Annotated in this window: 19 protein-coding genes; 6 read left to right on the top strand and 13 right to left on the bottom strand. The window is 44.9% G+C overall.

The annotated features are described in order from the left end of the window. Positions 1-28: 28 nt before the first annotated feature. A complete protein-coding gene (locus MHH25_RS13725; protein ID WP_340020249.1) occupies positions 29-2,203 on the bottom strand; it encodes a glycosyltransferase family 39 protein in 2,175 nt (724 codons plus the stop codon). A gap of 203 nt (positions 2,204-2,406) precedes the next feature. Here MHH25_RS13725 and MHH25_RS13720 point away from each other — a divergent pair, with 203 nt between their 5' ends. Together MHH25_RS13720 and MHH25_RS13715 are read left to right on the top strand one after the other, a co-directional pair. Then, on the top strand, positions 2,407-3,090 hold the full coding sequence (locus MHH25_RS13720) for a response regulator transcription factor (RefSeq protein ID WP_076327737.1): 684 nt from the start codon (positions 2,407-2,409) through the stop codon (positions 3,088-3,090). Then, positions 3,090-4,607, top strand: coding sequence for an ATP-binding protein (locus MHH25_RS13715; protein ID WP_340020248.1), 1,518 nt, complete (start codon positions 3,090-3,092; stop codon positions 4,605-4,607). The genes MHH25_RS13720 and MHH25_RS13715 overlap by 1 nt, the downstream gene beginning before the upstream one ends. 597 nt (positions 4,608-5,204) lie before the next feature. On the opposite strand, the gene MHH25_RS13710 is transcribed toward MHH25_RS13715, so the two are convergent. Next, a complete protein-coding gene (locus tag MHH25_RS13710; protein WP_091031061.1) occupies positions 5,205-5,915 on the bottom strand; it encodes an SDR family NAD(P)-dependent oxidoreductase in 711 nt (236 codons plus the stop codon). Between the two features lie 102 nt (positions 5,916-6,017). Between MHH25_RS13710 and MHH25_RS13705 the strand changes: the two genes are divergently transcribed. Continuing rightward, complete coding sequence (locus MHH25_RS13705) at positions 6,018-6,377, top strand: MerR family transcriptional regulator (protein ID WP_340020246.1); 360 nt, start codon at positions 6,018-6,020, stop codon at positions 6,375-6,377. A gap of 180 nt (positions 6,378-6,557) precedes the next feature. Here the strand turns inward: MHH25_RS13705 and MHH25_RS13700 are convergent, their stop codons facing one another. The 5 genes from MHH25_RS13700 to MHH25_RS13680 form a co-directional block, all read right to left on the bottom strand. Next, entirely contained in the window at positions 6,558-7,139 is a 582-nt protein-coding gene (locus tag MHH25_RS13700) for a GNAT family N-acetyltransferase (RefSeq protein ID WP_340020245.1), read from the bottom strand. A 44-nt stretch (positions 7,140-7,183) separates the two neighbouring features. Further along, the gene (locus tag MHH25_RS13695) at positions 7,184-7,759 is read right to left on the bottom strand and encodes a GNAT family protein (protein WP_340020244.1); all 576 of its coding nucleotides are present in this window, start codon (positions 7,757-7,759) and stop codon (positions 7,184-7,186) included. A gap of 165 nt (positions 7,760-7,924) precedes the next feature. Further along, on the bottom strand, positions 7,925-8,224 hold the full coding sequence (locus MHH25_RS13690) for a hypothetical protein (protein ID WP_340020243.1): 300 nt from the start codon (positions 8,222-8,224) through the stop codon (positions 7,925-7,927). Between the two features lie 146 nt (positions 8,225-8,370). Continuing rightward, positions 8,371-10,134, bottom strand: coding sequence for an ATP-binding cassette domain-containing protein (locus MHH25_RS13685; protein ID WP_340020242.1), 1,764 nt, complete (start codon positions 10,132-10,134; stop codon positions 8,371-8,373). Continuing rightward, complete coding sequence (locus MHH25_RS13680) at positions 10,119-10,973, bottom strand: ATP-binding cassette domain-containing protein (RefSeq protein ID WP_340020241.1); 855 nt, start codon at positions 10,971-10,973, stop codon at positions 10,119-10,121. Before MHH25_RS13680 ends, MHH25_RS13685 begins: the two co-directional genes overlap by 16 nt. Before the next feature lie 112 nt (positions 10,974-11,085). Here MHH25_RS13680 and MHH25_RS13675 point away from each other — a divergent pair, with 112 nt between their 5' ends. Continuing rightward, a complete protein-coding gene (locus MHH25_RS13675) occupies positions 11,086-11,676 on the top strand; it encodes a biotin transporter BioY (RefSeq protein ID WP_076318029.1) in 591 nt (196 codons plus the stop codon). Between the two features lie 144 nt (positions 11,677-11,820). Here MHH25_RS13675 and abc-f read toward each other — a convergent pair whose 3' ends face one another. From abc-f to MHH25_RS13650, 5 genes are all read right to left on the bottom strand, one after another. Further along, on the bottom strand, positions 11,821-13,290 hold the full coding sequence (gene abc-f / locus MHH25_RS13670; RefSeq protein ID WP_340020240.1) for an ABC-F type ribosomal protection protein: 1,470 nt from the start codon (positions 13,288-13,290) through the stop codon (positions 11,821-11,823). A 486-nt stretch (positions 13,291-13,776) separates the two neighbouring features. Further along, positions 13,777-15,666 carry a beta-glucoside-specific PTS transporter subunit IIABC gene (locus MHH25_RS13665; protein ID WP_340020239.1) on the bottom strand — a complete coding sequence of 630 codons (1,890 nt, stop codon included), beginning with the start codon at positions 15,664-15,666 and terminating at the stop codon, positions 13,777-13,779. A 211-nt stretch (positions 15,667-15,877) separates the two neighbouring features. Continuing rightward, complete coding sequence (locus MHH25_RS13660) at positions 15,878-16,708, bottom strand: PRD domain-containing protein (protein ID WP_047842771.1); 831 nt, start codon at positions 16,706-16,708, stop codon at positions 15,878-15,880. 292 nt (positions 16,709-17,000) lie between these two features. Continuing rightward, positions 17,001-18,443 (bottom strand): 6-phospho-beta-glucosidase, encoded by a 1,443-nt coding sequence (locus tag MHH25_RS13655; protein WP_036670717.1) that lies wholly within the window; start codon positions 18,441-18,443, stop codon positions 17,001-17,003. 239 nt (positions 18,444-18,682) lie between these two features. Then, entirely contained in the window at positions 18,683-19,513 is an 831-nt protein-coding gene (locus tag MHH25_RS13650) for an amidohydrolase family protein (protein ID WP_340020238.1), read from the bottom strand. 322 nt (positions 19,514-19,835) lie between these two features. On the opposite strand from MHH25_RS13650, the gene MHH25_RS13645 reads away from it, so the two are divergent. After that, complete coding sequence (locus MHH25_RS13645; protein WP_340020237.1) at positions 19,836-21,563, top strand: cellulase family glycosylhydrolase; 1,728 nt, start codon at positions 19,836-19,838, stop codon at positions 21,561-21,563. 128 nt (positions 21,564-21,691) lie between these two features. Then, positions 21,692-22,591, top strand: a complete 900-nt coding sequence (locus tag MHH25_RS13640) for a manganese catalase family protein (RefSeq protein ID WP_340020235.1) — start codon at positions 21,692-21,694, stop codon at positions 22,589-22,591. Between the two features lie 186 nt (positions 22,592-22,777). Here the strand turns inward: MHH25_RS13640 and MHH25_RS13635 are convergent, their stop codons facing one another. Next, a complete protein-coding gene (locus tag MHH25_RS13635) occupies positions 22,778-24,760 on the bottom strand; it encodes a sucrose-specific PTS transporter subunit IIBC (RefSeq protein WP_340020234.1) in 1,983 nt (660 codons plus the stop codon). Between the last annotated feature and the right edge of the window lie 21 nt (positions 24,761-24,781).

The following is a 24,781-nucleotide window of genomic DNA, read 5'->3' as shown; positions in this document are numbered from 1 at the left end:
GGACTTCGTTCGAGATTTTTATTTCAGTTTATAATTTCACTTCGTACAAGGTGGTCTGTCCGCCAAATCCGAATCCAGCTCTGTTTCCGGTGTCTCCGTTATCCGTAGATTGGCTGTCGGTGCCTGTCTTCCATTCTGACGTTGGAATTTCGGTTCCGTGTTCTTTGATCCAATCGCTAATATCTGAGTTCCCTCCGCGCCCACCCATGCCACCAACCATGAAGTATTTCAATTGCCCGCTCTTGACGAGTTGCTCCAGTTCCTCCGTTGTGTACACCGGGTCTGACCCGGAGAAACCTCCAAGCGTAATGACCGCTGCTCTTTCATCGATGATATAAGGTGCTGCCTGATTATAGTCCGTAGTGGCGAATAGATACGTTTCGCCTGTATTGTGCTCTTTCAGATAATTCAGTGTAGCTGTATCCACTTCTTCGTTACGATTACCCATTCCGCCACGGCCACCAATTGCAGGCATTTCTGTGTCTCCTGCACCCTTACCCATCGGCATGCTCATTCCTGCTCCACCAAACATACCATTGGAGCCAGTAGGTCCTGCTGCCGGAATCATGCTGTTGCCACCATAAGTAATTGGGGTGAATGCCCAGTAGATTGGACCGATCAGCATCGCCATGAATCCTGCGATAATGAAGCCCTGTTTCCATTGATGTGTGCGATGAAGCATACCGACAAGGATGACCGTGATCAGAATGCCTGCGATCAATTCACTAATGGACCAGCCTGCACCAATCGTATCGTTATACACCTGCATGATATACCAGCCGAACAGAGTCGTCAGCAGCACGGACACCGGAAGCAACCATGCCTGCCATCCATCGCGATCACGATATGATTTCCACATCGCTACAAATCCTGCGCCAGTCAGCGCCGCAATTGGAGGTGCAAGCATAATCAGATAATATTGATGGAAGAAACCTGCCACACTGAAAAAGGCAGCAACGGGAAGCAGCCAGGCCAGCCAGAACAAGGCCTCCTTGTGCTTGTTAGTTATATTTCTCCGTCTTAATCCTGCAAATATGGCAATGCATCCAAGCAGCACAACTGGCAGAAGCCAGCTCGCTTGACCTGACAGTTCAGTCTGGAACAGACGCAGAGGACCTTTCTCCCCTGTACCAAACATGCCTCCCATGCCTCCGCCGAAATCTCTTCCGTTTGGCATTTCCATATCATTTGGCATCTGCCCGTTCGGGAAATTGCCATTCGGACCATTCATGCCGCCCATGGTGTTCAATCCATTCGAACCATTCATATTATCGTTATCCAGTGCATTGACATCTTGCCCAGCACCAGGAACACCACTGTCTGTCTGATTAGGACCTGAAGACAAGTTTCCTCGATTGCCACGATTATTTCCCTGTCCCATACCATTTGGCATACCTGCGTTACCTGCAGTATTCTGCTGACCCGTTAGGCGAGCCAGACCATTGTATCCAAAGGCGAGTTCCATGACCGAGTTTGTTTCACTGCTACCGATATAAGGCCGCTCGTCTTCAGGGATAGAATCCACAGTGACCGCCCAGGATAAGGAAACCACCGCCAGAACCGCTGTGCTGCCGATCAGCAGGATGATCTTCCTTCTCCATTTCGCCTGAAATGCAAGCAGATAGAACAAGTAAAAAGCCGGGAGAATCATGTAGGCTTGAAGCATTTTCATATTAAAGGCTACGCCTATTAACCCAAAAGCAACCAGAATGCGCCAAGTACTGCCTTGTTTGATGCCTTTGAACAAAAACCATGAACCCAGCAGTAGTGTAAACACCAGCATGCTGTCAATATTGTTGGTCCGGCTGACTGCCGCCACGACAGGCACAGTTGCCAATGTAAGTGCCGAAATTCGTGCTGCTGCAAGACCATATGTAGGTTTCACCATGAAATAGATCAGGAGCACCGAACCGATTCCCGCTAATACTTGAGGCAAAATAACGCTCCATCCGTGCAATCCGAAGACATAGGCAAAGGCCGTCTGGATCCAGAAGACAACAGGTGGTTTATCTACAGTGACCGAGCCTGCCGAGTCGAGTGAAGCATAGAAAAAATTATGGAAGTTGCTGAGCATACTCCCAACGGCAGTCGTATAATAGGAATTGGCATATTGATCGTTCCAGATACCGTACCCATTCAGAAATGCCGCCAGTAATACAATCGGCAGAAGGACAAGATCCATCCTTCTTTTGGTGTTATTCAAAGTTAATCACTCCTTCAAAGTTCTTCATGTCTAGTATTGTGACATGCCAAAATAAAGCTGGGATGAGTGCCCGCTGAAAGTTGTCTGAGGATAATTCACAATCCTTTCAGCTAAATTTCAGTTTGGCAAGCGATAATACTACATACAGTCCCTCCGAAGTGTGGGAGAAATCTAGATGGATCAGGCAAGGAGAGAAGCACATTATGAAGCTTAGCAGCGGAATTAAAATACTATTGGCTGATGATGAACCTCATATTTTACAATTTCTAGAGCTTGGACTAAGCAATGAGGGCTTCGATGTGCGCACAGCACCCGATGGAGCAGCTGCGCTTGAGTTGGCGCTTGAATTCAAGCCACATATGGCTATTCTGGATGTCATGATGCCAGAGATGGATGGATTCGAAGTGGTCGAGCGTCTGCGTAAGACCGGTGCCGAGGTTGGTGTAATTATGCTGACAGCGAAGGACGAAGTCGAGAATCGGGTTAAGGGCCTTTGGTTAGGTGCTGACGATTACATGATCAAACCCTTTGCCTTTGACGAACTGCTCGCCCGGATTCAGGCCAGACTGCGGAATCAATTTCCTTTATTAATAGGAGCCGTCACCCACGGTCCCTTCCGAATTGATGATCAGCGCAAAGAAATCACCTATCAGAATCAGGTCATGGAGTTATCTCCTACCGAATACGAATTGCTAAAATTCATAGTGCTTAATCATGGGATTGTACTGAGTAAAGCGACCATTCTGAGCCGGGTATGGGGGTATGATTTTGGCGGGGAAGAAAATATTGTGGAGGTATACGTTCGCTCCTTGCGCGACAAACTCGGGGATAAAGAGCATAGACTCATTCGCACACTTCGGGGTGTAGGGTACAGGGTGGATCTCTGATGAACTCACTGCGCAAGAAAAATAAACTTCGTTTAGGTCGTCTTCACCAATGGATCAGGCCGCATTCATTACGTTCTCAATTGCTCTCACGTTCCCTGTTCGTGCTTGCTGGGTTACTATTGTTAATCGGTATTTTGCAATTCTGGATCATGGAAAGCTTTCTCTACCGGAATCAGGCAAAAACCATGGAAGAACAGCTCATGTCCATGCCCCCGGTTTGGCTCGGAATCCAGTCACGTAACGGCTCTTCCAACAATCCTTTTGGTGGACAGGCAGGAAATGGGTCTGGTAATCGGGTGCTGTTTATTCCTGACCGTTCACTGGCCCTGTTTGATAACCAAGGTACGTTCGAGGATGTTTTTGGAGAAGACGGTCTGAAAGCCCCTCAACTATCAACCGCTGAATATCAGGACATTACAGATGAGTTGAAAGAACAAAAACACATTCCCTACCGGATCGTCACGGATAGCCAAGGGAATGAGCAATTGATTGTATTCGCTTCACCCGGTCCACGCAATCGCGGTTTACCGATGGTTCAGATGGGCACGGCTACGAAGCCACTTAGAGACTTGATTATTAAACAGCTTCTGATCTTCCTCATGTTATCGCTGTTGGCCATGGTAGCCGGTCTTATTCTATACACTAAGGTATTACGCCGGACGCTGGTCCCCCTATCTAACATGGTGAATAAAGTACAACAGATCGATGCAGGCAGCCTCGCAGAACGCCTTCCCGTCGTTCAGGGACAAGAGGAAGTGGATCAGCTCGCAGTTTCATTCAATGGCATGCTTGAAAGGCTGGAGAATTCGTTTGAAGCAGAGCGGGAATCGAAAGAGCAGATGCAGCGTTTCTTGTCTGATGCTTCCCATGAACTTCGTACCCCGCTCACCTCCATTCACGGTTTCATTGAAGTTCTACAACGGGGTGCAGCGACCAATCAAGATCAATTGTATAAAGCACTGGACAGCATGCACGGCGAATCCGTCCGAATTAACAAGCTGGTTGAAGATTTGCTGTTACTAACCAAGCTGGATCAGGCTCCAAAGCAGGAGCGGGAGGTCATTCAGCTGGACAGTCTGCTGCTCGAAATGCAACCACAACTCGCCATGATGGCTCAGCAAAGATCCATTCATCTTGATCTGACGGCTGAAGTGTATGTACTTGCTGACCCTTACAAGGTGAAGCAGGTGGTGTTGAATCTGTTCCATAATGCGGTGCAGCACACCGATCCTGAGCATGGAGCCATCTCCATAACGTTATATGCCACGCACCATAAGGCTGAATTATCAGTGAAAGATAACGGAACAGGCATTGAACCTGAACATCTGCCCCATATCTTTGAGCGATTTTACCGCACAAGCAGTTCTCGTTCGCGCAAACAAGGTGGCGCAGGTCTCGGTCTAGCCATTACCCGCTCGATTGTGGAGTCGCATGGTGGGAAAATTACCGTACAAAGTCAGGTAGGCTCAGGAACTGAATTTATGATTTTGATCCCACTGTATAAGGCAGATGTCTAAATAGAGCGTCGGCTGCAAGTAGGTATAACTTGGTTATAAGCAGCTCTACGTAAGATCTACTTGATCATTACTCATGCTCTAGTCAAACTCTCCAAACGATGCTTTTCTTCTATTTTAATTTCGGCTTTCTCATTGCATGACGAATCCCCCACTCATTTCGGTTGAGGAATGAAAGGGGGATTCTTTTTGTATCTGATTGATAGAGTATAGAGTAGTAACCCAGTTGGTTTCAGCCTTTCGCGCTTTCAGGCTAACGAATCTGAGACGTCTTATTCAAGGATTTGGAGCGCGCGCAGAAATCTAATGAACCTGAGCCACGTTATATTAGAATAAACAGCCGTTTACTGCGTTTTTCTAAGGGGATTTCGGGAAATAGCGTGTCTGATGTTCCTTACAATTTAAGAAATGTACCTAAAGGCAGAATAAGACGTTCTGTGTTCGTTAGATAATCGTCTAGGTATTCGTCAGGATCAGCCATCTTGGACCTCAAGACTTTTGAGGCCTTGGTATCCATCACCGCATAGCTTGCCTAGGTTTGAGTTTTAAGATACACGCTATAATTCATCCCGTTCTATCGCTGCTTTTGGCAACGGTGGATTACCAAGGGTACACGCCATTCTCATCTAGGAATTCTCCGTTATGGCGTTTACCATCTGTCGCATAGCGCACGATAATCGCAGCGCCGGCTTCTTTTGATTTACCGCCTTCGGCATTGCCATTAAGATCTGTTGATGTAAATCCAGGCGTTACTGCAAAGACTTGCGCCCTGCTGTTTTTCACTTCATAAGCCATCGAAAGTGTCATGGCACTGTTGGCCGTTTTGGATGAATTATAATCGAAGGCATTTAAAGTAAATTCCGCATTTTGCATATGGTCCAGAGAAGCCATGTCGGTTGATACATTAATGATTGTGCCTTCATTATCTTTGATTAACGGGAACAATCGCTGATTCAAACGGAAGGTACCGAAAAAGTTCACTTCGAAGGCATTCCGCAGATCTTCCTCTTTTGTATCCGTGAATGAATGAGAGAAAGCACCCGGCATACCCGCGTTATTGATCAAAAGGTTTATTGATGGATAAGTCTTCTGAATCGTATCGGCTGCCTGCTCAATGCTCTTCAGGTCGCACATGTCGATCTGTACAAATTCTACATCTAACCCCTTGGAAGTTAACTCTGAAATAGCTGCTTCACCCCGTTCAACACTACGTGCGCCGAGGATAACTTTCCAACCTGCTTCACCCAACTGCTTTACGATTTCATATCCAATTCCTTTATTTGCCCCGGTTACAAAAACAATCTTTTTCATGCGAATCCTTCTTTCCGTAATTTGATTTATATTTAACAATGAATAAGTTACTATGCTACACTTAGTGTAGGTCAAATTATTTTTATAAAAAGAGGGATTAACATGTTAACGATTGGAGAAGTAGCAAAAAAAGTTGATATCTCAATTGGAGCGATCCGCTTTTATGAAAGAAAAGGACTGCTGAAACCTGCTGCACGAAATGAGCAGAATAACCGTCTTTATTTGGAGGAGGATCTGAACTGGCTGGTTTTTATCAAATGTCTTCGTGAAACCGGGATGAGTGTGGAAGACATCAAAAAGTATTATGATCAGGTAAATGAAGGTACCTCCACTCTGAAGGAAAGAACCAAGCTGATTGAGGATCAAAAGCAAAAGTTGCTGAATGATATCGAGGAGAAAAAAGCACAGCTTATTCATCTGGATAACAAACTGGAGCGCTATTATCGCGGAGAAAATTATTAACATAAGCCTTGTCCAATAGGCCAATTTTTTGCGTTTTATGTAAGAGAACACGTACCCTAACAAGGTTTCCTCAGTAGCTTCTTAAAATAAATACAAAAAAATCAGGCAGCCAGCAATAACTGTCTAACCTGATCCGAAATTTTCATATTATAGCTATTTTCAATGAGGATAAACGTTCAATCAAAAATGACCTTTGCCCTTACACAGTTGATAATGGTTATAGGATTCATTCTCGATCTCGATCAAATTTAACCGTTCAAAATTACATTTCTGTATCACCTTATTGGATGCTTGATTGGTAGTCAAAGCGATGGCATTTAATACTTCCACGTTTGTATATTCAAATAAATAATCTGTCATTCCTTTGAGCGCCTGCGTTGTGTAACCACGATTTCTGAAGTGTTTCGAAATACCGTACATAATCTCCCGATTGGGTGCTGGCAGTTCGTCCTTGATCCCTGAGCAGCACCATCCGATAAACTCATCATTTTCTTTGAGTATGATAGCCATACGTAAACATAACTCTCCGATATCCCCTCCCGCCACTACAGCTTGTTTAAAACGCTGATTCTCAGGGATTTCATATTCGGTGAGCCACAGGGTCCTATCTTCAATCGTAGCGTTCCATCCAGGTAGGAATTCATACACCTCAGGTTGCCACGTAATTTCTTGCAGTTTCTTCAAATCCTCGAGTCGATACTCACGTAAATAAATATCCTTGCAATTGATGATTAATTCATCGGTTAGTATGGGTTGGTTCATAGTTCCTCCTACTACACACTTAATTTCAGCTTATTAGCTTTACTTCAAACAAGCCCCTCTTTTTCCATAAACTCACCTTTGGTCAATCCAAAGAGGATCAGATCTTGGTATTTTCCATCCATATAGATCACCTGGCGACGCACACCTTCCTGAACACATCCAAGTTTTCTCATCATTGCTGCGGAAGGTTCATTTCCTTGGAGTACATAATCATTAAATTTGTTGAGCCTGCGCTCGAAGAAGGCATAGTTCAGCAAGATTCGAACGGCTCTGGTTCCGTATCCTTTTCCTCGATGATCCCTGTCAATTTGAATGCCAATGCTAAAGGTACCGTTCCTTTCATCAATGCTGTTCAGATTCACACCTCCGACATTTTCACCATCCATATTTACAATTGTAAACATGATCCTTCCTTTGGTTAAAGAAAAATCAGAGAAGTTTTCCGTGAAACTCTTCGCTTCAACATGGGTTGGCGGCAACTCTACTGCACACTCCAATAACCGACGGGCAGGTGTATCAAAGCGGTTATAATAATGATCCTCCCAATCTTCTTCACGCAAAGCACGTAGTCTGATCTTATCATCCTGCCAGAAATACTGACTATAATCGATCTCTCTCATTCCAAGTCCCCCCGCATATTCAACCAAATTTTTACTTCGAGTTACAAATATAATAACCCATATTGTGGAATTGGAGGAGATTTGTTTTCATTAAACACAACGAAAATAACCCCCGAACAGGAAAAACCTGTTGGAGGCTACGCTCTATTTTATATCAAAATCTCATTACGATTCTTCCGTATATTGAGGCTTGGATAAGTTGTCCGGAACCGTTTCGTCAAAAACATCCTGACCTGGATAATCCCGTACGTCTCCCTCGTGAAGCTCATGATTTTCATAATCAAAACGATGTGCAGACCGCTGGTCCACCCGCCACGGAGAACTTTTCCCAAGAGACTCGGATAACAGAGATGAACCGTAAGGACCCTCCGGGAATTCTTCGAGTGTGATATCGTTTCGCTGCGACTCCACCGTAGACACATCGGTATATTCTTGCCGATCTTCACGCAAAAACTTATCTTTCATCGTTTATCCCTCCTGATCCACTTCAGATGACCAACGTCCACTTATTGTGAGCGAGGACAAACGCATTTATGCATGACCTTTGGAAAACACTGCGTTTAGGTTTTGATCCATTACCGGATCCATCACGATCATTATCGCCATCACAGTTAGCGAATCCATATTAAAAGTACAAAAGCAATGAGGCCAGCCATGCTAATCCAGGTATCGCGTTTGGACCATACCAATAACGATGAACGTCCTCCGAGCGTAGAGTGCTCTCTAACTTTACGCATTTCCATCGCAATGGTCATATCCTCTGCACGTTGGAACAGTGCCATCAACAAGGGAATCACCATCGGACCCAGGTCACGAATTCGAACGGTATTTGGTCTTAAAGCTGCCTTTCCACGTGCCCGCACGATCAGTGAGAATCGCTGCCACTCACTCCAGATCATCGGGATAAACCGAAAGATTAACGATACAGCAAGAGCAAACGAAGCTACGGGCAACCTGATCTTTTTACCGATACCGAGTACCCAGTTAAGCCCTTCTACCATTCGCCCATAAGGCGTCGTCAACGAAAACCAAAGGCTTGCCAATGTGACGATAAACAAACGATACACATTCAGCAAAGTGCCCTCCGCCTGCATCAGGGAAAAGCCAAAGTGCAGACCTCCTCCCTCTGTTGAAAGAGTTGTCCCAGATAACGCCGTTGAGATGATGAAAAAGAATAATAATGGCTTCATTAACTTCATACATCCAGCCAAAGTCTGACGCGGGAGCACGGCAAGTGCTACTACTACCGGCACCAGTGTTAAAGTCAATCCCAGCCATCGCTGTTGAAGCATAGCTGCGGTGACCAGCAAAATATACAAAATCCATTTCAGACGCGGGTCCATAACGCCATATAATCCGCCTGAATGAGTCAAGGTGTTCGGAAGAAGCTTTGGATCATCTTCAGTTTCAACGGACGACAGCTTCTGTGCTTTTTTTTCATACTTCATTACATCGCTCTTGAGTTCCATCGTTACCGTACCTGATGTTTCTTTCGATTCGGTTTGAATCTGTAACTCAACTGACTTGGATTGAACAATACTTTCAGCCATCTCCTCTGGCGTCATCGCGGTCAAAGGCAGCTCTAGACCCGCTGCTCTAAACTGCTGTGCCAGTCTCATCGATGGTGGCAGTCCAATCCCTGTCTGCTCCAGCAGTTCAGGCCTTTTGTGAAGTTCTCTCGGCGTAAGATCGGCAATTAGACGGCCTTCCTGCAACAACAATACTCGATCCGCACAAGGCAAAAATGTATCCAGATCATGGGTCGCTACCACACCCCCACCACCTGCCAGACGATGTTGCTCCAATACATCCAGCAGAAGCCCGACACTTTGCGCTTCCAACCCTGCGCTCGGCTCATCCAGCAGAAGCCAGTGTGGATTGGTCACACTTCCGAGAGCAAGTCCAAGCCTGCGCTTCTCTCCCCCACTTAGAGCAAATGGCGACCTGTCCAGATGAAAACGTCGGCCCAACTCCGAGGATACTGGCGGGTCCCATTGGTTCAGTGCTTTTGTGATCTGCTCTTGTTGCTGTTTCTCTGAAAGTCGATAGGGACGCAGAGAATATGAGAATTCACGCTGAATACTTCGGGCAAACAGTTGTTGTTCCGGAAATTGAAACAATAGTCCCATTTGCAATAAAATCGACTGCGGCACTTTTCCTTCTTTCCAGAAAGGAGTGTCATCCAATGTGATACTTCCTGCATCGGGCGGTCTTAGACCAGCCAACGTCTGTAGTAAAGTCGTTTTTCCTGAACCCGTACAGCCCAGCAACAAGGTGATTTCCCCACTGTTCAACTGTACACTCACATCTTCAAGCAGGGCACGTTTGCCCGATTCTGATGCTTCTATACGTATATCGGTCAGCTCAATCCCCAACGTGCGACCTCCTTAGCCAGTTGCTCGGGTCGCAGTGGCATGGCTTCTGGCATCATACCTTTTTGCTTGAGCAATAACGCAGTTTTTACAGTAAAAGGAGGGTCCAACCCTAACCGTTCACAGGGAGAGAGCTGTACATTTTCCCAAGTAGCCTTCTCATTCAACTCTGTTTCATAGAAAAAGGACTCAGGCGCCCCGTTGTACACACAACGTCCCCTCTCCATAGCAATGATTTGATCACACAGGGTTGCTTCCTCCAGATGGTGTGTAATCCAGATCACCGTTGTACCCCGCTGGGTAATCTTCTGAACGATGGCCTCGATACGGTCTCTTGCTCCCGGATCAAGCATGGCTGTTGGCTCATCCAGAATCAGTATATCCGGTTTGGCTGCGAGCGCTACAGCAATATTAAGCAGTTGTTTCTGTCCACCGGATAATTGTGAGACCGCCTTCTCCGGGGGATATTGAAGTCCTACGGTATGTAATGCATCCTGCCTGCGCTCCAATTGCTCTTCTACAGATTCCATCAATGGTGACAGCGCAAAATGAAACTCCTCTTCAATCGTATCGCCTAGTACCTGTGCATCCGGTTGCTGCAGTACACCCCGAACGGTAAGTTCATCCGAGATATCCCGTACCCCTCCAGATAGTGGAATGAATCCAATCAGTAGTCCAGCGAGTGTGCTTTTTCCACTGCCATTCGCCCCTACAATACTAATCCATTCTCCTTGGTGCAGCGTAAGTGAGACCCCATCCAGTGCTTTTCTCACCTGACTACCTTCGGAAGCATAATGCACTCGAACATCTTCTAATGTAATTATAGGCAGGTTGCCTTGCATCGTAAATTAGTCCTTTCCCTTTCTATTGTTATGTGGTACGATCCTAATCGTTAACCACATTTATATAATTGGTTAACAATCATATTACCAAAATGGAGAGGATTGTTCAAACATGAAATTATCTTTGCGAGGCATTGTATTCAGCGCACTTATGGCCGCAATATTAGTACTTTTTGGTTACATAAGCATTCCCATTGGCTTCTCCCCTGTACCGATAACATTACAAACTTTGGCTGTCATGCTGGCCGGAGGATTACTTGGTCCACTCTATGGTTTTCTAAGTGTCACGATGGTTGTTCTGCTCACCGCTCTTGGATTCCCCTTGCTGCACGGGACCGGAGGACTTGCAGTACTTCTTGGACCTACCGGAGGATATGTGATGATGTGGCCGTTCTCCGCATTATTGATTGGATTGTTGCTTGCACGAATCAACATCAAAGGTGTAACAGGATTCATACTCGCTTTTGTTGTATTTGAACTATTTGGTTCACTGCTCGTGTATGTCTCGGGGGTCCCTTGGCTTGCTTATGCTTTCAAAATGGACTTACCTGAGGCCATGATTCAAGGGTTCTATCCTTACATAATTGGGGATCTGATCAAAGCTGTATTTGCTGCCATCATCATTGCGCCAGTGCGAATGGTTTTCCCACCTCAACGTCTCACAGGTAACATGCATTCCACGGTTATAAAGGTGGATTCTTAATAGAAGCTACATATCCTATTAGATCACGAGCCTCCATATTCTAAAAAAAAACAGCCAAAATCACTTTGGCTGTTTTTGTTACTTCTCTTCCTCGAAGGTTATTCTATCATCGGAGTGATCCGTGTAAATCTTCTTTAGTTCAACTTATATATTCACCTGAATTAATTGGCGCTCTGTAATATGAAATTGTTGATCCGCTGTATTTTCAACAAACCTCTGATCATGAGATACATACAGAATCGTCCCTTCATACGCCTTAATAAAACGCTCCAATGCTTCCAATGCATGCATATCAAGAAAGTTCGTCGGCTCATCCAACAATAGAATGTTATATTGTCCAAGAAATAAGTGACATAATTGAAGACGAATCGCTTCTCCTCCACTTAATGTCCCAACATTCTTCAGCAAGTCATTGCCTGTAAACTGCATCGCATGCAACGCACTTCTCAGCTCAGATTCCTCATATTCCGAACGATTTTTCAGGAATTGTAATACGGTCTCTTTTGTCGTGAAACGATAGCTCATTTGCTGAAAATAACCGAGCTTTGCTTTTGGAGACATTGTGATGTGATCCCCAGCATGGAAAACATGGTTAAGCAATGTACTTTTCCCGCTGCCATTGGCTCCGGTTATCGCTATTTTTTGTTTTAATGGAACCTGAAAACTTACATCCTCCAGCAATACGTTACCTTCCACTTCAAGTGTAAGGCGATCTGCCATAATCGGAAATCGGTTGTGCAGCTCCAGTGTCTTTGGCTGACGGAAGATCATAGGCCGATCCTCTTGCACCGCTTTAACCTCAAGAAGTTGTTGCATCCGCTGTTCAATCGCTTTGGCTGCGCGGTGGACCGCTTTTTGACTGGTGCCTTTGGATTTGGTTTCAACCATACGGTTTGTTTTTGCCTTGGATTCTTTTTTGGACATGCTTCCAGCCTGCGTGATTTTCTCGGCTTTCTTCATCTTTTCCCGGGCGGCCAGCTCCAATCGCCTCTTCTCCTTCGAGAACTGCTCATGGGCCTGGTTTTGTTGTTCACGCTCCAGCCTCTTCTGTGCCTGGTAATCGCTATAGTTGCCGGAATATACGCGAACCTCACCTTGATGAATTTCCCAGATCGTGGTCACCAGTTCATCCAGAACCGCACGATCATGACTGATCAGCACAAGCGCCCCATAATAATAACGCAATTCATCCAGTAAAAATGTAATGCCCGCTTGATCCAGGTGTGTCGTTGGTTCATCCAGTAACAGTACTTCATGATAATGAGTGAACATTTGAGCCAGTTTTAGACGGGTCTGTTCTCCGCCACTCCATGCTTTATCATGTTGAAGAATCGCTAATTTACTGAGTAAAGCCCCGTCAACTTCGATACTTTCGTTAGACTGGGGTGGTTCCACTTGTTCCAAATAACCAAACTCAGCATGACGTTTTATCTTTCCGGCTGTTGGTTGGATCTGCCCCGCAATGAGTTTCAACAATGTACTTTTACCCTGACCATTACCACCTACTACACCAATGCGATCCAGTTGATGCACAGCCAGTCGCTCAATGTTCAGTATTACTTTATCCATATAGGTCATCTCAACCTGTTCTAATTCAAAACATATCTTTTCCATATTCGCTACCTCCGAAATAAGATTTATTTCGTATCGATAGCGAAGCACACTTCTATCGATACGAGCTTATCGTGCCAGCTCGTATCAATAGAACAGTAACGTCATCATAGCGGTTACCTCCAGTAGTCTGTATTGAGCGCCTTTACCTAATTATTTAACTGATTAAGATAATCAGAAGAAAAACAAAGAATCACAGGCCACGGCCTGTGATTCAACGTAAACGGGAAAGCGAGTATAACACTTATTTTAAGGTCAGGATGATTGAAAATGACAGACTGATCCCGTTTACTCTGAACCAATAGTCAGAGCCTTTGAACGTATTCAATTACCGATTCAAAGGAAGGAAGCGCAGTCTCATCGCATGTGTCATGTTCAATAATCCACCTTTCATTATCATGTATAGATGTACAATTCCAATTATAATTTTCCAATTCCACCATGTCAACGGAATGATGAAAACACTAGCCATCAGATTAGTACATCAATCTACTTTTGTTCCTGAACATTACCGCTACTTAACTTTAATAGAAGCTCTTGGCTACTAACCCGACCTGTAGCCTGCGGAATCACTTCTTCGTAGTTGGCTGAGTTGGTTACAATAATAGGTGTCACCGTATGATAACCAGCAGCCTTAATCTGTGCAATATCGAACTCAAGCAACAGATCTCCCGCTTGGACCCGATCGCCTTCTTTGATATGGGAAACAAAATGTTGCCCATCCAATTTAACGGTATCAACTCCCACATGAACCAATATCTCAGCACCGGTGTCTGATACTACAGCCAAGGCATGTTTTTTCTTGAATGCAACGGTAACTGTGCCGTCAAAAGGCGCTACAACTCTGCCCACAGTTGGCTCAATCGCAATCCCTTTACCCATTGCTCCCGATGCAAAGGCCGGATCTGGAACTTCCGACAATTCAACAATTGTTCCTTCGATTGGGCTAAATACATTTTCGTCTGAAGCATTCGTTGCACGAACAGATTGCTTAGCGGATGACGTAGATTCGGTTTTTGTTTCTTCTTCAACTGGATCTTTGAAGCCCATGATGTACGTCAGTACAGCCGAAACAACAAACGATACTACGATACCCAGAATCAATCCTGGGAAACCTTGTCCACCTGGTCCGTAGAAGATTGGCAAGGTCAGCAACCCTGGTGCACCGGATGCAAATGCCAATGTGCCCGCTTGACCAATGATAGCTCCACCAACTGCACCACCGATTACCCCTGCAATGAATGGGCGTTTCAGTGGTAATGTTACCCCGTAGATAGCCGGTTCCGTAATACCGAACAGAGCCGTCAACGTGGATGATCCCGCCAATGTTTTCAGTTTTTTGTTCTTGGTTTTAAGCATAACCCCAAAAGCAGCGCCCGTTTGAGCAAAGATCGAAGCTGTCGCAGCCGGTTTAACGCCATCCTGTCCATACACTGCAACGTTGTTGATAAATACCGGAATCAAGCCCCAGTGTATTCCGAAGATAACGAGCAACTGCCAGCTTGCACCCATAACGGCTCCTGCGAGCAATGGACTGAATCCAAATGCGGCAACCAGTCCAGCTGCAATTCCATTACCAACGTATACGCCAAATGGTCCGAATACAAGCAATGTCAGAGGTACCATAATCACTAGCAAAAACAATGGCGTAACAAAGTTTTTCACACTATCGTGAAGTGTTTTATTAAAGAACTTCTCCAACTTGCTCATGACAATGACAGCTAAAATGATAGGGATAACTGTAGATGAATAGTTCATCAAAATGACAGGGATACCGAAGAAATCCGTTGGTGTTCCCTCTGATTTCAACGTGACGATGGACGGATAGATCAGTGCTCCTGCAATCGTCATCGCAACAAACATATTCCCCTGGAATTTACGTGCTGTTGTAACCGCTAACAAGAGAGGCAGGAAATAGAAGAGACTATCTGCTGCTGCATACAGGATCGTATATGTTGTTTCTGTCGTTTCCAGCCATCCAATATTGCTTGCAATCAACAATAACCCTTTTAGAATACCGGCTCCCGCCATAACACCCAGAAGTGGTGCAAAGATGCTGGATATGATATCGATAATACCCCCGAGTCCTTTGGCTGCTTTGCGAGGTTTTTCTTTATCTGACGAATCGTCCAGAATGTTACTGATCTGTCCAATGGCACTATAGACTTCAGGCACCTTGTTACCAACAACCACCTGGAATTGTCCTCCATTTTCTTTGACTGCGATGATGCCTTCTGTTTTCTCAAGTTTGGCTTTGTCTGCCTTGGCATCGTCCTTCAATACAAACCGTAATCGTGTTGCACAATGAACCAGCGATTCCACATTTTTCTCACCGCCAACCAATTCTACAATCTCTTTGGCCAGTTTCTCTTGACTCATGATCTGCACCCCCACTTTTTCTCAAACAGGCCTCTTACCGATTTTTTTGCACGCAAAAAACCTAAGCCTTGAGCAAGGGGACACAATGGTCCTGACCTTCTCATGACTTAGGTTTTGCCTGCATAACCAGTAACAATCCCAGTTAAATCGTATTCAATTCCTGTTAATCACATATTATTATAATAAAACCATTTTTGTCAACATTTAAATATTATCGATTAACCACTCGTTCGATATGAACCGTCAGATACAACTTTTCTTCATTGGTCAACTCATGGTTGTATTCCTTTTTGACAAACAACTCAATTTTCTCCGTGCACGCTGCGGCATCCGGATGTTTCTCCTTAATCATGTCATAGAAATGATCATAGTTGTTGTCGTAATGCGTACCACTGAGCACACGCTGGGAGAAGAACTTCAGATGTGTGATAAAGCGAAAATAACTGAGAGAGTCCTCATCAAATTCCATTTTGAAATGATATTTCGCTATATTAATAATCTGCTGGATAAACTTCGTAATATTCATCGTTGTAATAACTTCTTCGTTCATCTCTGCGTTAACAATATGAAGAGCAATAAAAGCGGCTTCATCGGGTGGAAGCTCAATATTCATACGGGTGTTGATCTGTTCCAGCGTCCTCAGGCCGAGTTCGAATTCGGACTTGTACAACTGTTTGATCTCCCACATTAATGCGTTCTTGATCTCCACGCCTTCCCGATAACGTTCGATGGCGAAGTTAATATGGTCTGTAAGAGATACATAGATGTTCTCATTCAGCTTTCGACCCAGATTCTCACGCGCATACGTGATAATCTCTTCCACAATTTCAATCAGTTCCATCGGAACTTCCCGCAGCAGCATTTTGAAATTATCGGATGTTTGTTTGTTTTTTAATGCAAATACTTTCTGGATGCGGGTCTCGTCTACTTTATCCCCCGGCTTTTTCTTAAAGGCAATCCCACGTCCCATCACCACAAGCTCTGCTCCATCCGCCTGATAGATGCTAATGACGTTATTGTTGATAACCTTTGCTATTTTCAATTCAATCCCCCCGTCACGTTCCACTCTCTTGGCAGTTATACATCGTCTTTTGGGCATACAAAAAAAACCTGAAGCATCACAAAATAAACAAGACATAGTGGTCTGCTTTTTTTGGTGCTTAGGTTTTGCCTACTTCAAGTAGTAACAATCCCAGAAACGATATAATTGCGTCAAGTATAGCGCGAACCTGACTATATGTCAACGCTTTCAATGTGAGGACAATCGGAAGTTCCGTGAATTTATGGTCCTTCCGATTGTTTGATGTCTGAACTAATCCAATTCACCTTTTTGACTACGCGTCACCCAAGTTTGTTCCGTTGGATTCGATCACATTTTTGTACCACTCAAAACTCTTCTTCTTCAGTCGTGTCAGCTCACCTTGACCTTCATTATTACGATCCACGTAAATGTAGCCATAACGTTTTCTCATCTCACCTGAGGAGGCACTTACAATATCAATAGGTCCCCAGCTGGTGTAACCAATGATGTTAACGCCATCCTGAATGGCCTCACCCATTTCAGCTACATGTCGTTTCAAGTAGTCAATCCGGTACGCATCATCCACTTCACCTTCCGGTGTAACCTCGTCATTGGCACCAAATCCATTCTCAACAACAAACAGCGGCTTCTGATAACGATCATGTAGTTGATTGGCGGTAATGCGGAATCCTTTGGGATCAATCGTCCAGCCCCACTCGGACTTCGCCAGATATGGATTGGCTACCGAGCCAAATACATTACCACTGGTCATATTTTTGATAACTTCCGGATCGGTACTGGTTGTACGACTTGAATAATAACTGAATCCGATATAATCTACGGTATGATTCTTCAAGATTTCCGCATCACCCGGCTGCATAACAATGTTCAACTCGTGATCTTTGAAGAAACGTTTGGCATAACCCGGATATTCACCACGTGACTGCACATCGATGAAGAAATAGGACTCTCTATCTTTTTCCATGCCCTGGAACACATCTTCCGGATTACAAGTATACGGATAGAAGCTTCCTGCGGCGAGCATACACCCAATCATGGCACCAGGAATAATCTCATGACATGCCTTGACTGCCAGTGCACTTGCAACCAGTTGGTGGTGAGCAGCCTGATATTGAATTTCCTTGATGTTATCCCCTTCATTAAACGCCAGCCCCGCCCCAAGGAACGGAAGATGTAACAGCATGTTGATCTCATTAAATGTCATCCAGTATTTCACCTTGTCTTTGTACCGAGTGAATACCGTTGTAGCGTATGTCTCGAAAAGAGTTACCAGTTCACGACTTCTCCAGCTGCCATACTTCTCGATCAGATGCACAGGCACATCAAAGTGAGCCAATGTAACCACAGGTTCAATGCCGTTTTTCAACAATTCATCAAATAGGTTATCGTAAAATTGTAATCCGGCTTCATTTGGCTGTGCATCTTCTCCTGTCGGGAAAATCCGTGCCCAAGCAATGGAGACACGCAGTGCTTTGAATCCCATTTCGGCAAATAAAGCAATGTCTTCAGGGTAACGGTGATAAAAATCGATTGCTTCATGCGAAGGATAGAACTCGGTAGCAAGCGGCGTAAAAGCTGGAACATTGCCTTTCATAATGCTTCTGCGGTTCTCTCCTGTTGGCAGCAAGTCAACAATACTCAGCCCTTTGCCATCTTCCAGATACGCGCCCTCCGCCTGATTGGCAGCAATGGCTCCACCCCACAAAAAGTCTTTAGGAAACTTAAAATTCGTCATCATCATTCTCCTTCCAAATATGTAATTCAGCTATCCGCTCCAATCGTAAGAATATTAAAAAGATAAAATAGAAAAAACCCGAACCAGCCTGGGTACACGATTACGTGTAAACAAGCCAGCTCAGGTTATGCCCATATCGGTAACATTCCCAGATCATGATTATGCGGATTGGATAAAACTTTAGCAAGAATCAGAACAGTTGTCAACTTCTTGAAACCGGTTTAGCTTCGGATTGCCCACTACGATATTTGATAGAACGTAGCACATGTGCCGCCAAGAATCATCTGTTGATCTAGTATAGGTAGGCCATTAATGTGACTTATAATGAGACCGAATACTTCAGAATACGTAGCTGAAACGTTGCTCACAGGCCAGTCGGACCCAAACATTAACCGTTCTGCACCAAAGGCTTCTATGGCGATATTCAGATAGGCTGTAAAATCCTTTGGAGTCCAATTTGCCCAGTCTGCTTCCGTCACCATCCCTGAAAGTTTACAGTACGCATTGGGTTGTGCGGCCAATGACTCAAGCGCTTCTTTCCAGGGTGAGAGTATACCTGATTTTATGTCGGGTTTGGCTAGATGATCAAGTACAAATCGCTGTTCAGGAAACGCCTTAACCAGTTCAACGGCATAAGGCAGTTGCTCCTTGGACACCAACAGATCATAGGCCAAATCATACTCCTTAAGCAATGAAATTCCGCGCTGAAAGTCTTCTCTCAATACATACTTCAGATCAGGTTCATCCTGTATGACATGACGTACGCCCTTCAGATACGGATTGGACGCGAACAATTCAAGCTGATTCCGAACTTCATCCGAACAAAGGTCCACCCATCCGACAACACCTTTGATACATTCATGCCGATCTGCCAACTGCAGAAGCCACTCGGTTTCTGTCAGTGATTGTCTGGCTTGTACCGCAATACATCCATCCAGTCCGGATTGGACCAATAAAGGTTCAAGATCTTTTGGAAGAAAAGATTGACGAATGATTTTCATCTCTTCTCCAATCCATCCGTACTCGGCGACGTTGTATTCCCAAAAATGTTGATGTGCATCCAGCTTCATATTAGATCCCTCCCAGGGTATTTAAATCTAATTATCATTCAAAAGCAACCATATGATTTTCATTTCCAATGAAATAAACGCTCACTACACAATCTATTCATATGACAAAATCACTGATTTTTACATGATTTTTATTCCAATTGTGCAGGTATTGTCCAATATTAAATCATGATATAGTAAATTACGAAAACGCTTTCAGTACATAAATCGGTGGTGATTCCAGTATTAAACAAGTGAATTTTTGTTTGCGTTGAGCTCTATTTTCACCCTGCTTAACCGCTATTCACGTTCAACCATTCTCTATTCGAAGGAGACTATATTAATGAAAAAAAACCGCAAATCAGTCCTTTCTCTTACGCTTGTGACTGCCATGATTCTATCTCTATTCTCCTCCGCTATGGCTTCAGCTGCAACTGACAACAGCGAACAGGCCAATACCTCAGCCGCTCCAAGCAAAATGCAGACCTACGTAAACGCCATGGAGCCTGGCTGGAATCTGGGTAACTCTCTGGACGCCGTTGGTGAAGATGAAACTGCCTGGGGCAACCCACGTATTACGAAGGAACTAATTCAGTCGATCGCAGCTGAGGGCTACAACAGTATCCGTATTCCTGTGACCTGGGAAGCCCACATCGGTGACGCACCAGACTACATAATTGATTCCGCTTACATGAATCGGGTTCAAGAGGTGGTAAACTGGGCCCTTGATGCGGATCTCTACGTCATGATCAATCTTCACCATGATTCCTGGCGCTGGATCAGTTACATGGAGAAAGACCATGACAACGTGCTTGCACGTTATAACTCTGCTTGGACTCAGATTGCGGACAAATTCAAAGATGCATCCGATAAACTCATGTTTGAAAGTGTTAACGAACCACGTTTCTCCGAAGGCGGCACAACGGATGCAGCGATTGGATATCGCATGCTGGACGAATTGAATACTTCTTTTCACAAGATCGTAAGAACTTCGGGTGGAAACAACGAGACACGTCCACTTGTGCTTCCAACGATGCATACCTCTTCCGCTCAACCTGATCTGGATGAACTAAATAAGACCATTCAGAAATTGAATGACACCAATATTATTGCAACCGTTCACTACTACGGGTTCTGGCCGTTCAGTGTGAACATCGCAGGTTACACCAAGTATAACGAGGAAGTACAGGAGGACGTTACCGATACATTTGATCGAGTATACAATGCTTTTACAGCGAAAGGCATTCCGGTTATCGTCGGTGAGTATGGCTTGCTTGGGTTTGACCAACACACAGGTGTCATTGAGCAAGGCGAAAAACTGAAATTCTTCGAATTTGTTGGACAATATCTGCGTCAAAAACAGATGACAACGATGTTGTGGGATAACGGTCAACACTTCGGTCGCACAAGTTTTACTTGGTCTGATCAGGAATTATTTGATACCATGAAAGCCAGCTGGACAGGTCGCTCATCCACAGCCGAAACGGATCTCGTATATCTTAAACAAAATGAAGCCATTCAAGATAAGAAGGTAAAACTCAATCTGAATGGGAACAAATTCAATTCGTTGAAAAATGGCACTACCCCTCTTGTAAGAGGTAAAGACTATACGATCAAAAAAGATGTGCTTACGTTAAAATCCAATCTGTTAACCAAATTGACAACCTCTGGTGATTTGGGTGTAAATGCCACACTCACGGCTGGATTCAATGAAGGTGCTGACTGGAACTTCAATATCATTAAATATGACACACCTAAGTTGAACGATGCAACAGGTACAACCAGTGCATTTGCCATTCCGACTACGTTTAACGGCAATCAGCTCGCCACGATGGAAGCAACATATGCAAACGGAGAGAACGCCGGCCCACAGAACTGGACTCCATTCAAAGAATTCTCCTACACATTTAGCCCAGATTACGAACGTAATGTGATTGAACTGAAACCTAACTTCTTCAATGAAACCAATGATGGCGAAGTCACGCTTAAGTTCCATTTCTGGAACGGAGATGTGCTGACGTACAAAATCACGAAAAATGGAACAAGCGTTGTTGGCGTAACTTCCAAATAAGAACTCATCTAACGTTCTGTTCAGAGCTTTAAGCTCTGGCAGAACGTTTTTTTGTTTCACCAACGACCGAATAACGTACAAGTAACCCTTCATACTTTTACAGTAACTAGGACTGAGGGGGAAATGTCATGTTTAAACGTGTAGACCGTCTTGCCATCGAACTACCCATATCCAATAATCCGGACCCTAATGGAGCTAGTGCAGTTCAGGAGTTGCTTGGTGGAAAGTTCGGGGAAATGTCAACATTAAATAACTATATGTTTCAGTCATTTAATTTCAGAGGCAGATCCAAGCTACGTCCTTTTTATGACATTGTTGCAAGTATTACCGCGGAGGAATTCGGCCATGTCGAACTTGTCGCGAATACGATTAACCTGATGCTTGAAGGTTCAACTTCACCAGGCGCCCCGGACTCTACCCCGCTACGTGTAGGCAAAGACGCACGGATGACTTCACATTTTATCGAATCGGCTCAGACAGCGCTCCCTTATGACTCCATGGGAAGACCCTGGAATGGTTCATATGTCGTGAGCAGTGGCAATCTGATCTTTGATCTGCTGCATAATTTCTTTCTTGAATGCGGAGCCAGAACTCACAAAATGAGAGTCTACGAAATGACGGACAACAAAACAGCCCGAGAAATGACAGGTTATCTGCTTGTTCGCGGCGGTGTGCACGTTCTGGCGTATGCCAAGGCACTGGAAATTGCAACGGGTGTGGATGTAACAAAGATGTTTCCTATTCCAAAACTGGATAATAAAGCTTTTGAAACGACACGTAAATGGGAAGCCATGGGCGAGCACCGCAGACTGTACACGTTTAGTGACAAGGATTATCAGGGCATTGCCCAGATCTGGAAAGGAACACACCCAACCGATGGCGGTAAACTGGAGGCTTTTGCAGGCTTGCCGGGGTATGGGGGACCAGTGCCTGAGCTACCTGATCTGCCGGAAGAATTTGCGCCAGGGATATCCGCGGAAGATCTAATGCAGATTGCAGAGCGACTGAAGCGTCACGCTGGCCTGTAGGATCACGATTAACGTTTGTTTTTCATAGGGTGTCGATTGGATAATCCTACACTGGTGTTACCTTGTGTGCTAGAACACTTTGTTTAATTAGAATATTGATGATCCGTTTCTTTAATTTCATACGATTGTACACAAAAAAGGGGAATGGGAGAGATACATCTCTCCCATTCCCCTTATAACGTGCCACTATTGTGGCTCAGTAAATTTCACTACCAGCACCGCTTCCCCATTGGCTTGAACATGACCTGTTGAGGCTGCTGTAACAGTTGCTATGGTTTCGTTTCCACTAGGGATCAACACAGGTGTAATCACCGGCAGACCCGCAGCCTGAATGACATCCATGTCAAATTCGATCAACAATTGACCTGCAGTTACACGATCTCCGCTATTCACATGCGCGGTAAAACCGTTTCCTTTCAGTCCAACCGTATTAATTCCGATATGAACCAACATCTGTACACCCGTCTCATGCTCCAGAATCACCGCATGTTTACTCTTGTTCATGACATGTGCGATGACTCCATCAAACGGTGCGTACACTTTACCTTCTGATGGCTCAATGGCAATGCCTTCACCCATGTGTTTTTCCGAGAACGCCGGGTCAGGAACCTGCTCCAGAGCAACGACTGTACCATTCATCGGCGAAGCTATTTCGAGCAGATCTACTTTAGGACGATTGCTTGTAACGGCATCGGTAACTGAATTAATACGCGGATTAGAGTCCACTGCTTTAACTTCAGTTGATGTTACTCCACTGTTGTCATTGCTTGCGGATTCCTCTGCAACTGGTTGATCCTTATAGCCAAAGAACCAGGTAAGTGCAAATGCAATCGCCATGGCAACTACGTTGGACAAGATATACAACGGCAGTTGGCTGTTCAGATAGAGCAGTGTACCGGGAATAACCGTTACAGCCATGCCCGTACCTTGCAGATGGAACAGGGAAGCGATGAAACCACCAACACCACCACCAACAAGTCCCATAATGAATGGTTTCATATAACGCAAGTTAACTCCGAAGATCGCTGGCTCCGTAATGCCCAGAAATGCGGACAAGGAAGAAGGTAATGCGAGTGCTTTGAGTTTCATATTTTTGGTCTTCAGACCGACTGCGAGACAAGCCGCTCCTTGTGCTGCCATGGCACAGGTAATGATGGCGTTGAACGGATTGAATCCCGTTTTCTCCAGTAGCTGAATCTCCAGGAAATTAAAGATGTGATGTACACCGGTAACGACAATAATCTGATGGAAGAATCCAATGATAATACCTGCGATGCCAAACGGAAGATCCAATACGGCAGTTGTTCCATGCAGCACCCACTCTTCTAGGGAATGGAATACGGGACCAATCGCGAATAGTCCAAGTGTGATCATAACCGTTAACGTAATAAAAGGAGTCAGAATTAAATCCAGTGCCTCGGGTACCCGTCTTCTTAATACCTTCTCAAACTTGGCTCCAATCAAACCTACAAAGAACGCGGGCAGAACCGAACCTTGATAACCCACGACAGGTATAAAACCGAACATATGCAGCGGCTGTGCTGATCCATCTGCCACAGCGTAAGCATTGGGTAATGCAGGATTGACCAGCATTAGCCCCAGTACGATACCAAGTACTGGACTTCCGCCAAATACGCGGAATGCGGACCACGCTACAAGTGCAGGTAGAAATGCAAATGCCGTATCCGTCAGGATTTGAGTGAACAACAGGAAATTGGCCGAGATATCATCCGGTGTTGCACCGAATAACGCCAGAATTTCATTCTGGGTAAGTAATCCGCGCAATCCCATGAACAGTCCTGTAGCTACCAGTACGGGAATGATGGGTACAAATACGTCACCAAACGTGCGGATAGCCCGTTGAAAAGCATTTCCTTCTTTTTTCCCCTGACTCTTCACATCTTCCTTGGACGTTCCTTCGATGCCCAGCTTCTCAACCTCTTCAAAGATTCGATTCACTGTTCCCGTACCAAAGATAATCTGATATTGACCTGAGTTGAAAAAGGCGCCTTTCACCTTCTCAATATTCTCGACCGTTTTCTGATCAATCTTTTCTTTATCTTTCACCATGATGCGAAGACGAGTTGCACAATGTGCAAATGATGCGATATTCTCTTTGCCCCCGATGGCATGAATGACTTCTTGGGCAATCCGTTGATTCTCCGACATGTTATCTCATTCCTCTCACGT

The sequence above is a fragment of the Paenibacillus sp. FSL H3-0457 genome, from assembly GCF_037981725.1.
In the GTDB taxonomy this organism is placed as follows: Bacteria; Bacillota; Bacilli; order Paenibacillales; family Paenibacillaceae; genus Paenibacillus; species Paenibacillus amylolyticus.
The sequence above is the reverse complement of the archived record's forward strand: the minus strand, read 5'-3'. Positions and strand labels throughout refer to the sequence as shown.

Bases quoted from the DNA above. Each gene is read 5' to 3' on its own strand.
- MHH25_RS13720 (WP_076327737.1), top strand. From the start codon at position 2,407: ATGAAGCTTAGCAGCGGAATTAAAATACTATTGGCTGATGATGAACCT.
- MHH25_RS13715 (WP_340020248.1), top strand. From the start codon at position 3,090: ATGAACTCACTGCGCAAGAAAAATAAACTTCGTTTAGGTCGTCTTCAC.
- MHH25_RS13710 (WP_091031061.1), bottom strand. From the start codon at position 5,915: ATGAAAAAGATTGTTTTTGTAACCGGGGCAAATAAAGGAATTGGATAT.
- MHH25_RS13705 (WP_340020246.1), top strand. From the start codon at position 6,018: ATGTTAACGATTGGAGAAGTAGCAAAAAAAGTTGATATCTCAATTGGA.
- MHH25_RS13700 (WP_340020245.1), bottom strand. From the start codon at position 7,139: ATGAACCAACCCATACTAACCGATGAATTAATCATCAATTGCAAGGAT.
- MHH25_RS13695 (WP_340020244.1), bottom strand. From the start codon at position 7,759: ATGAGAGAGATCGATTATAGTCAGTATTTCTGGCAGGATGATAAGATC.
- MHH25_RS13690 (WP_340020243.1), bottom strand. From the start codon at position 8,224: ATGAAAGATAAGTTTTTGCGTGAAGATCGGCAAGAATATACCGATGTG.
- MHH25_RS13680 (WP_340020241.1), bottom strand. From the start codon at position 10,973: ATGCAAGGCAACCTGCCTATAATTACATTAGAAGATGTTCGAGTGCAT.
- MHH25_RS13675 (WP_076318029.1), top strand. From the start codon at position 11,086: ATGAAATTATCTTTGCGAGGCATTGTATTCAGCGCACTTATGGCCGCA.
- abc-f (WP_340020240.1), bottom strand. From the start codon at position 13,290: ATGGAAAAGATATGTTTTGAATTAGAACAGGTTGAGATGACCTATATG.
- MHH25_RS13665 (WP_340020239.1), bottom strand. From the start codon at position 15,666: ATGAGTCAAGAGAAACTGGCCAAAGAGATTGTAGAATTGGTTGGCGGT.
- MHH25_RS13655 (WP_036670717.1), bottom strand. From the start codon at position 18,443: ATGACGAATTTTAAGTTTCCTAAAGACTTTTTGTGGGGTGGAGCCATT.
- MHH25_RS13650 (WP_340020238.1), bottom strand. From the start codon at position 19,513: ATGAAGCTGGATGCACATCAACATTTTTGGGAATACAACGTCGCCGAG.
- MHH25_RS13645 (WP_340020237.1), top strand. From the start codon at position 19,836: ATGAAAAAAAACCGCAAATCAGTCCTTTCTCTTACGCTTGTGACTGCC.
- MHH25_RS13640 (WP_340020235.1), top strand. From the start codon at position 21,692: ATGTTTAAACGTGTAGACCGTCTTGCCATCGAACTACCCATATCCAAT.
- MHH25_RS13635 (WP_340020234.1), bottom strand. From the start codon at position 24,760: ATGTCGGAGAATCAACGGATTGCCCAAGAAGTCATTCATGCCATCGGG.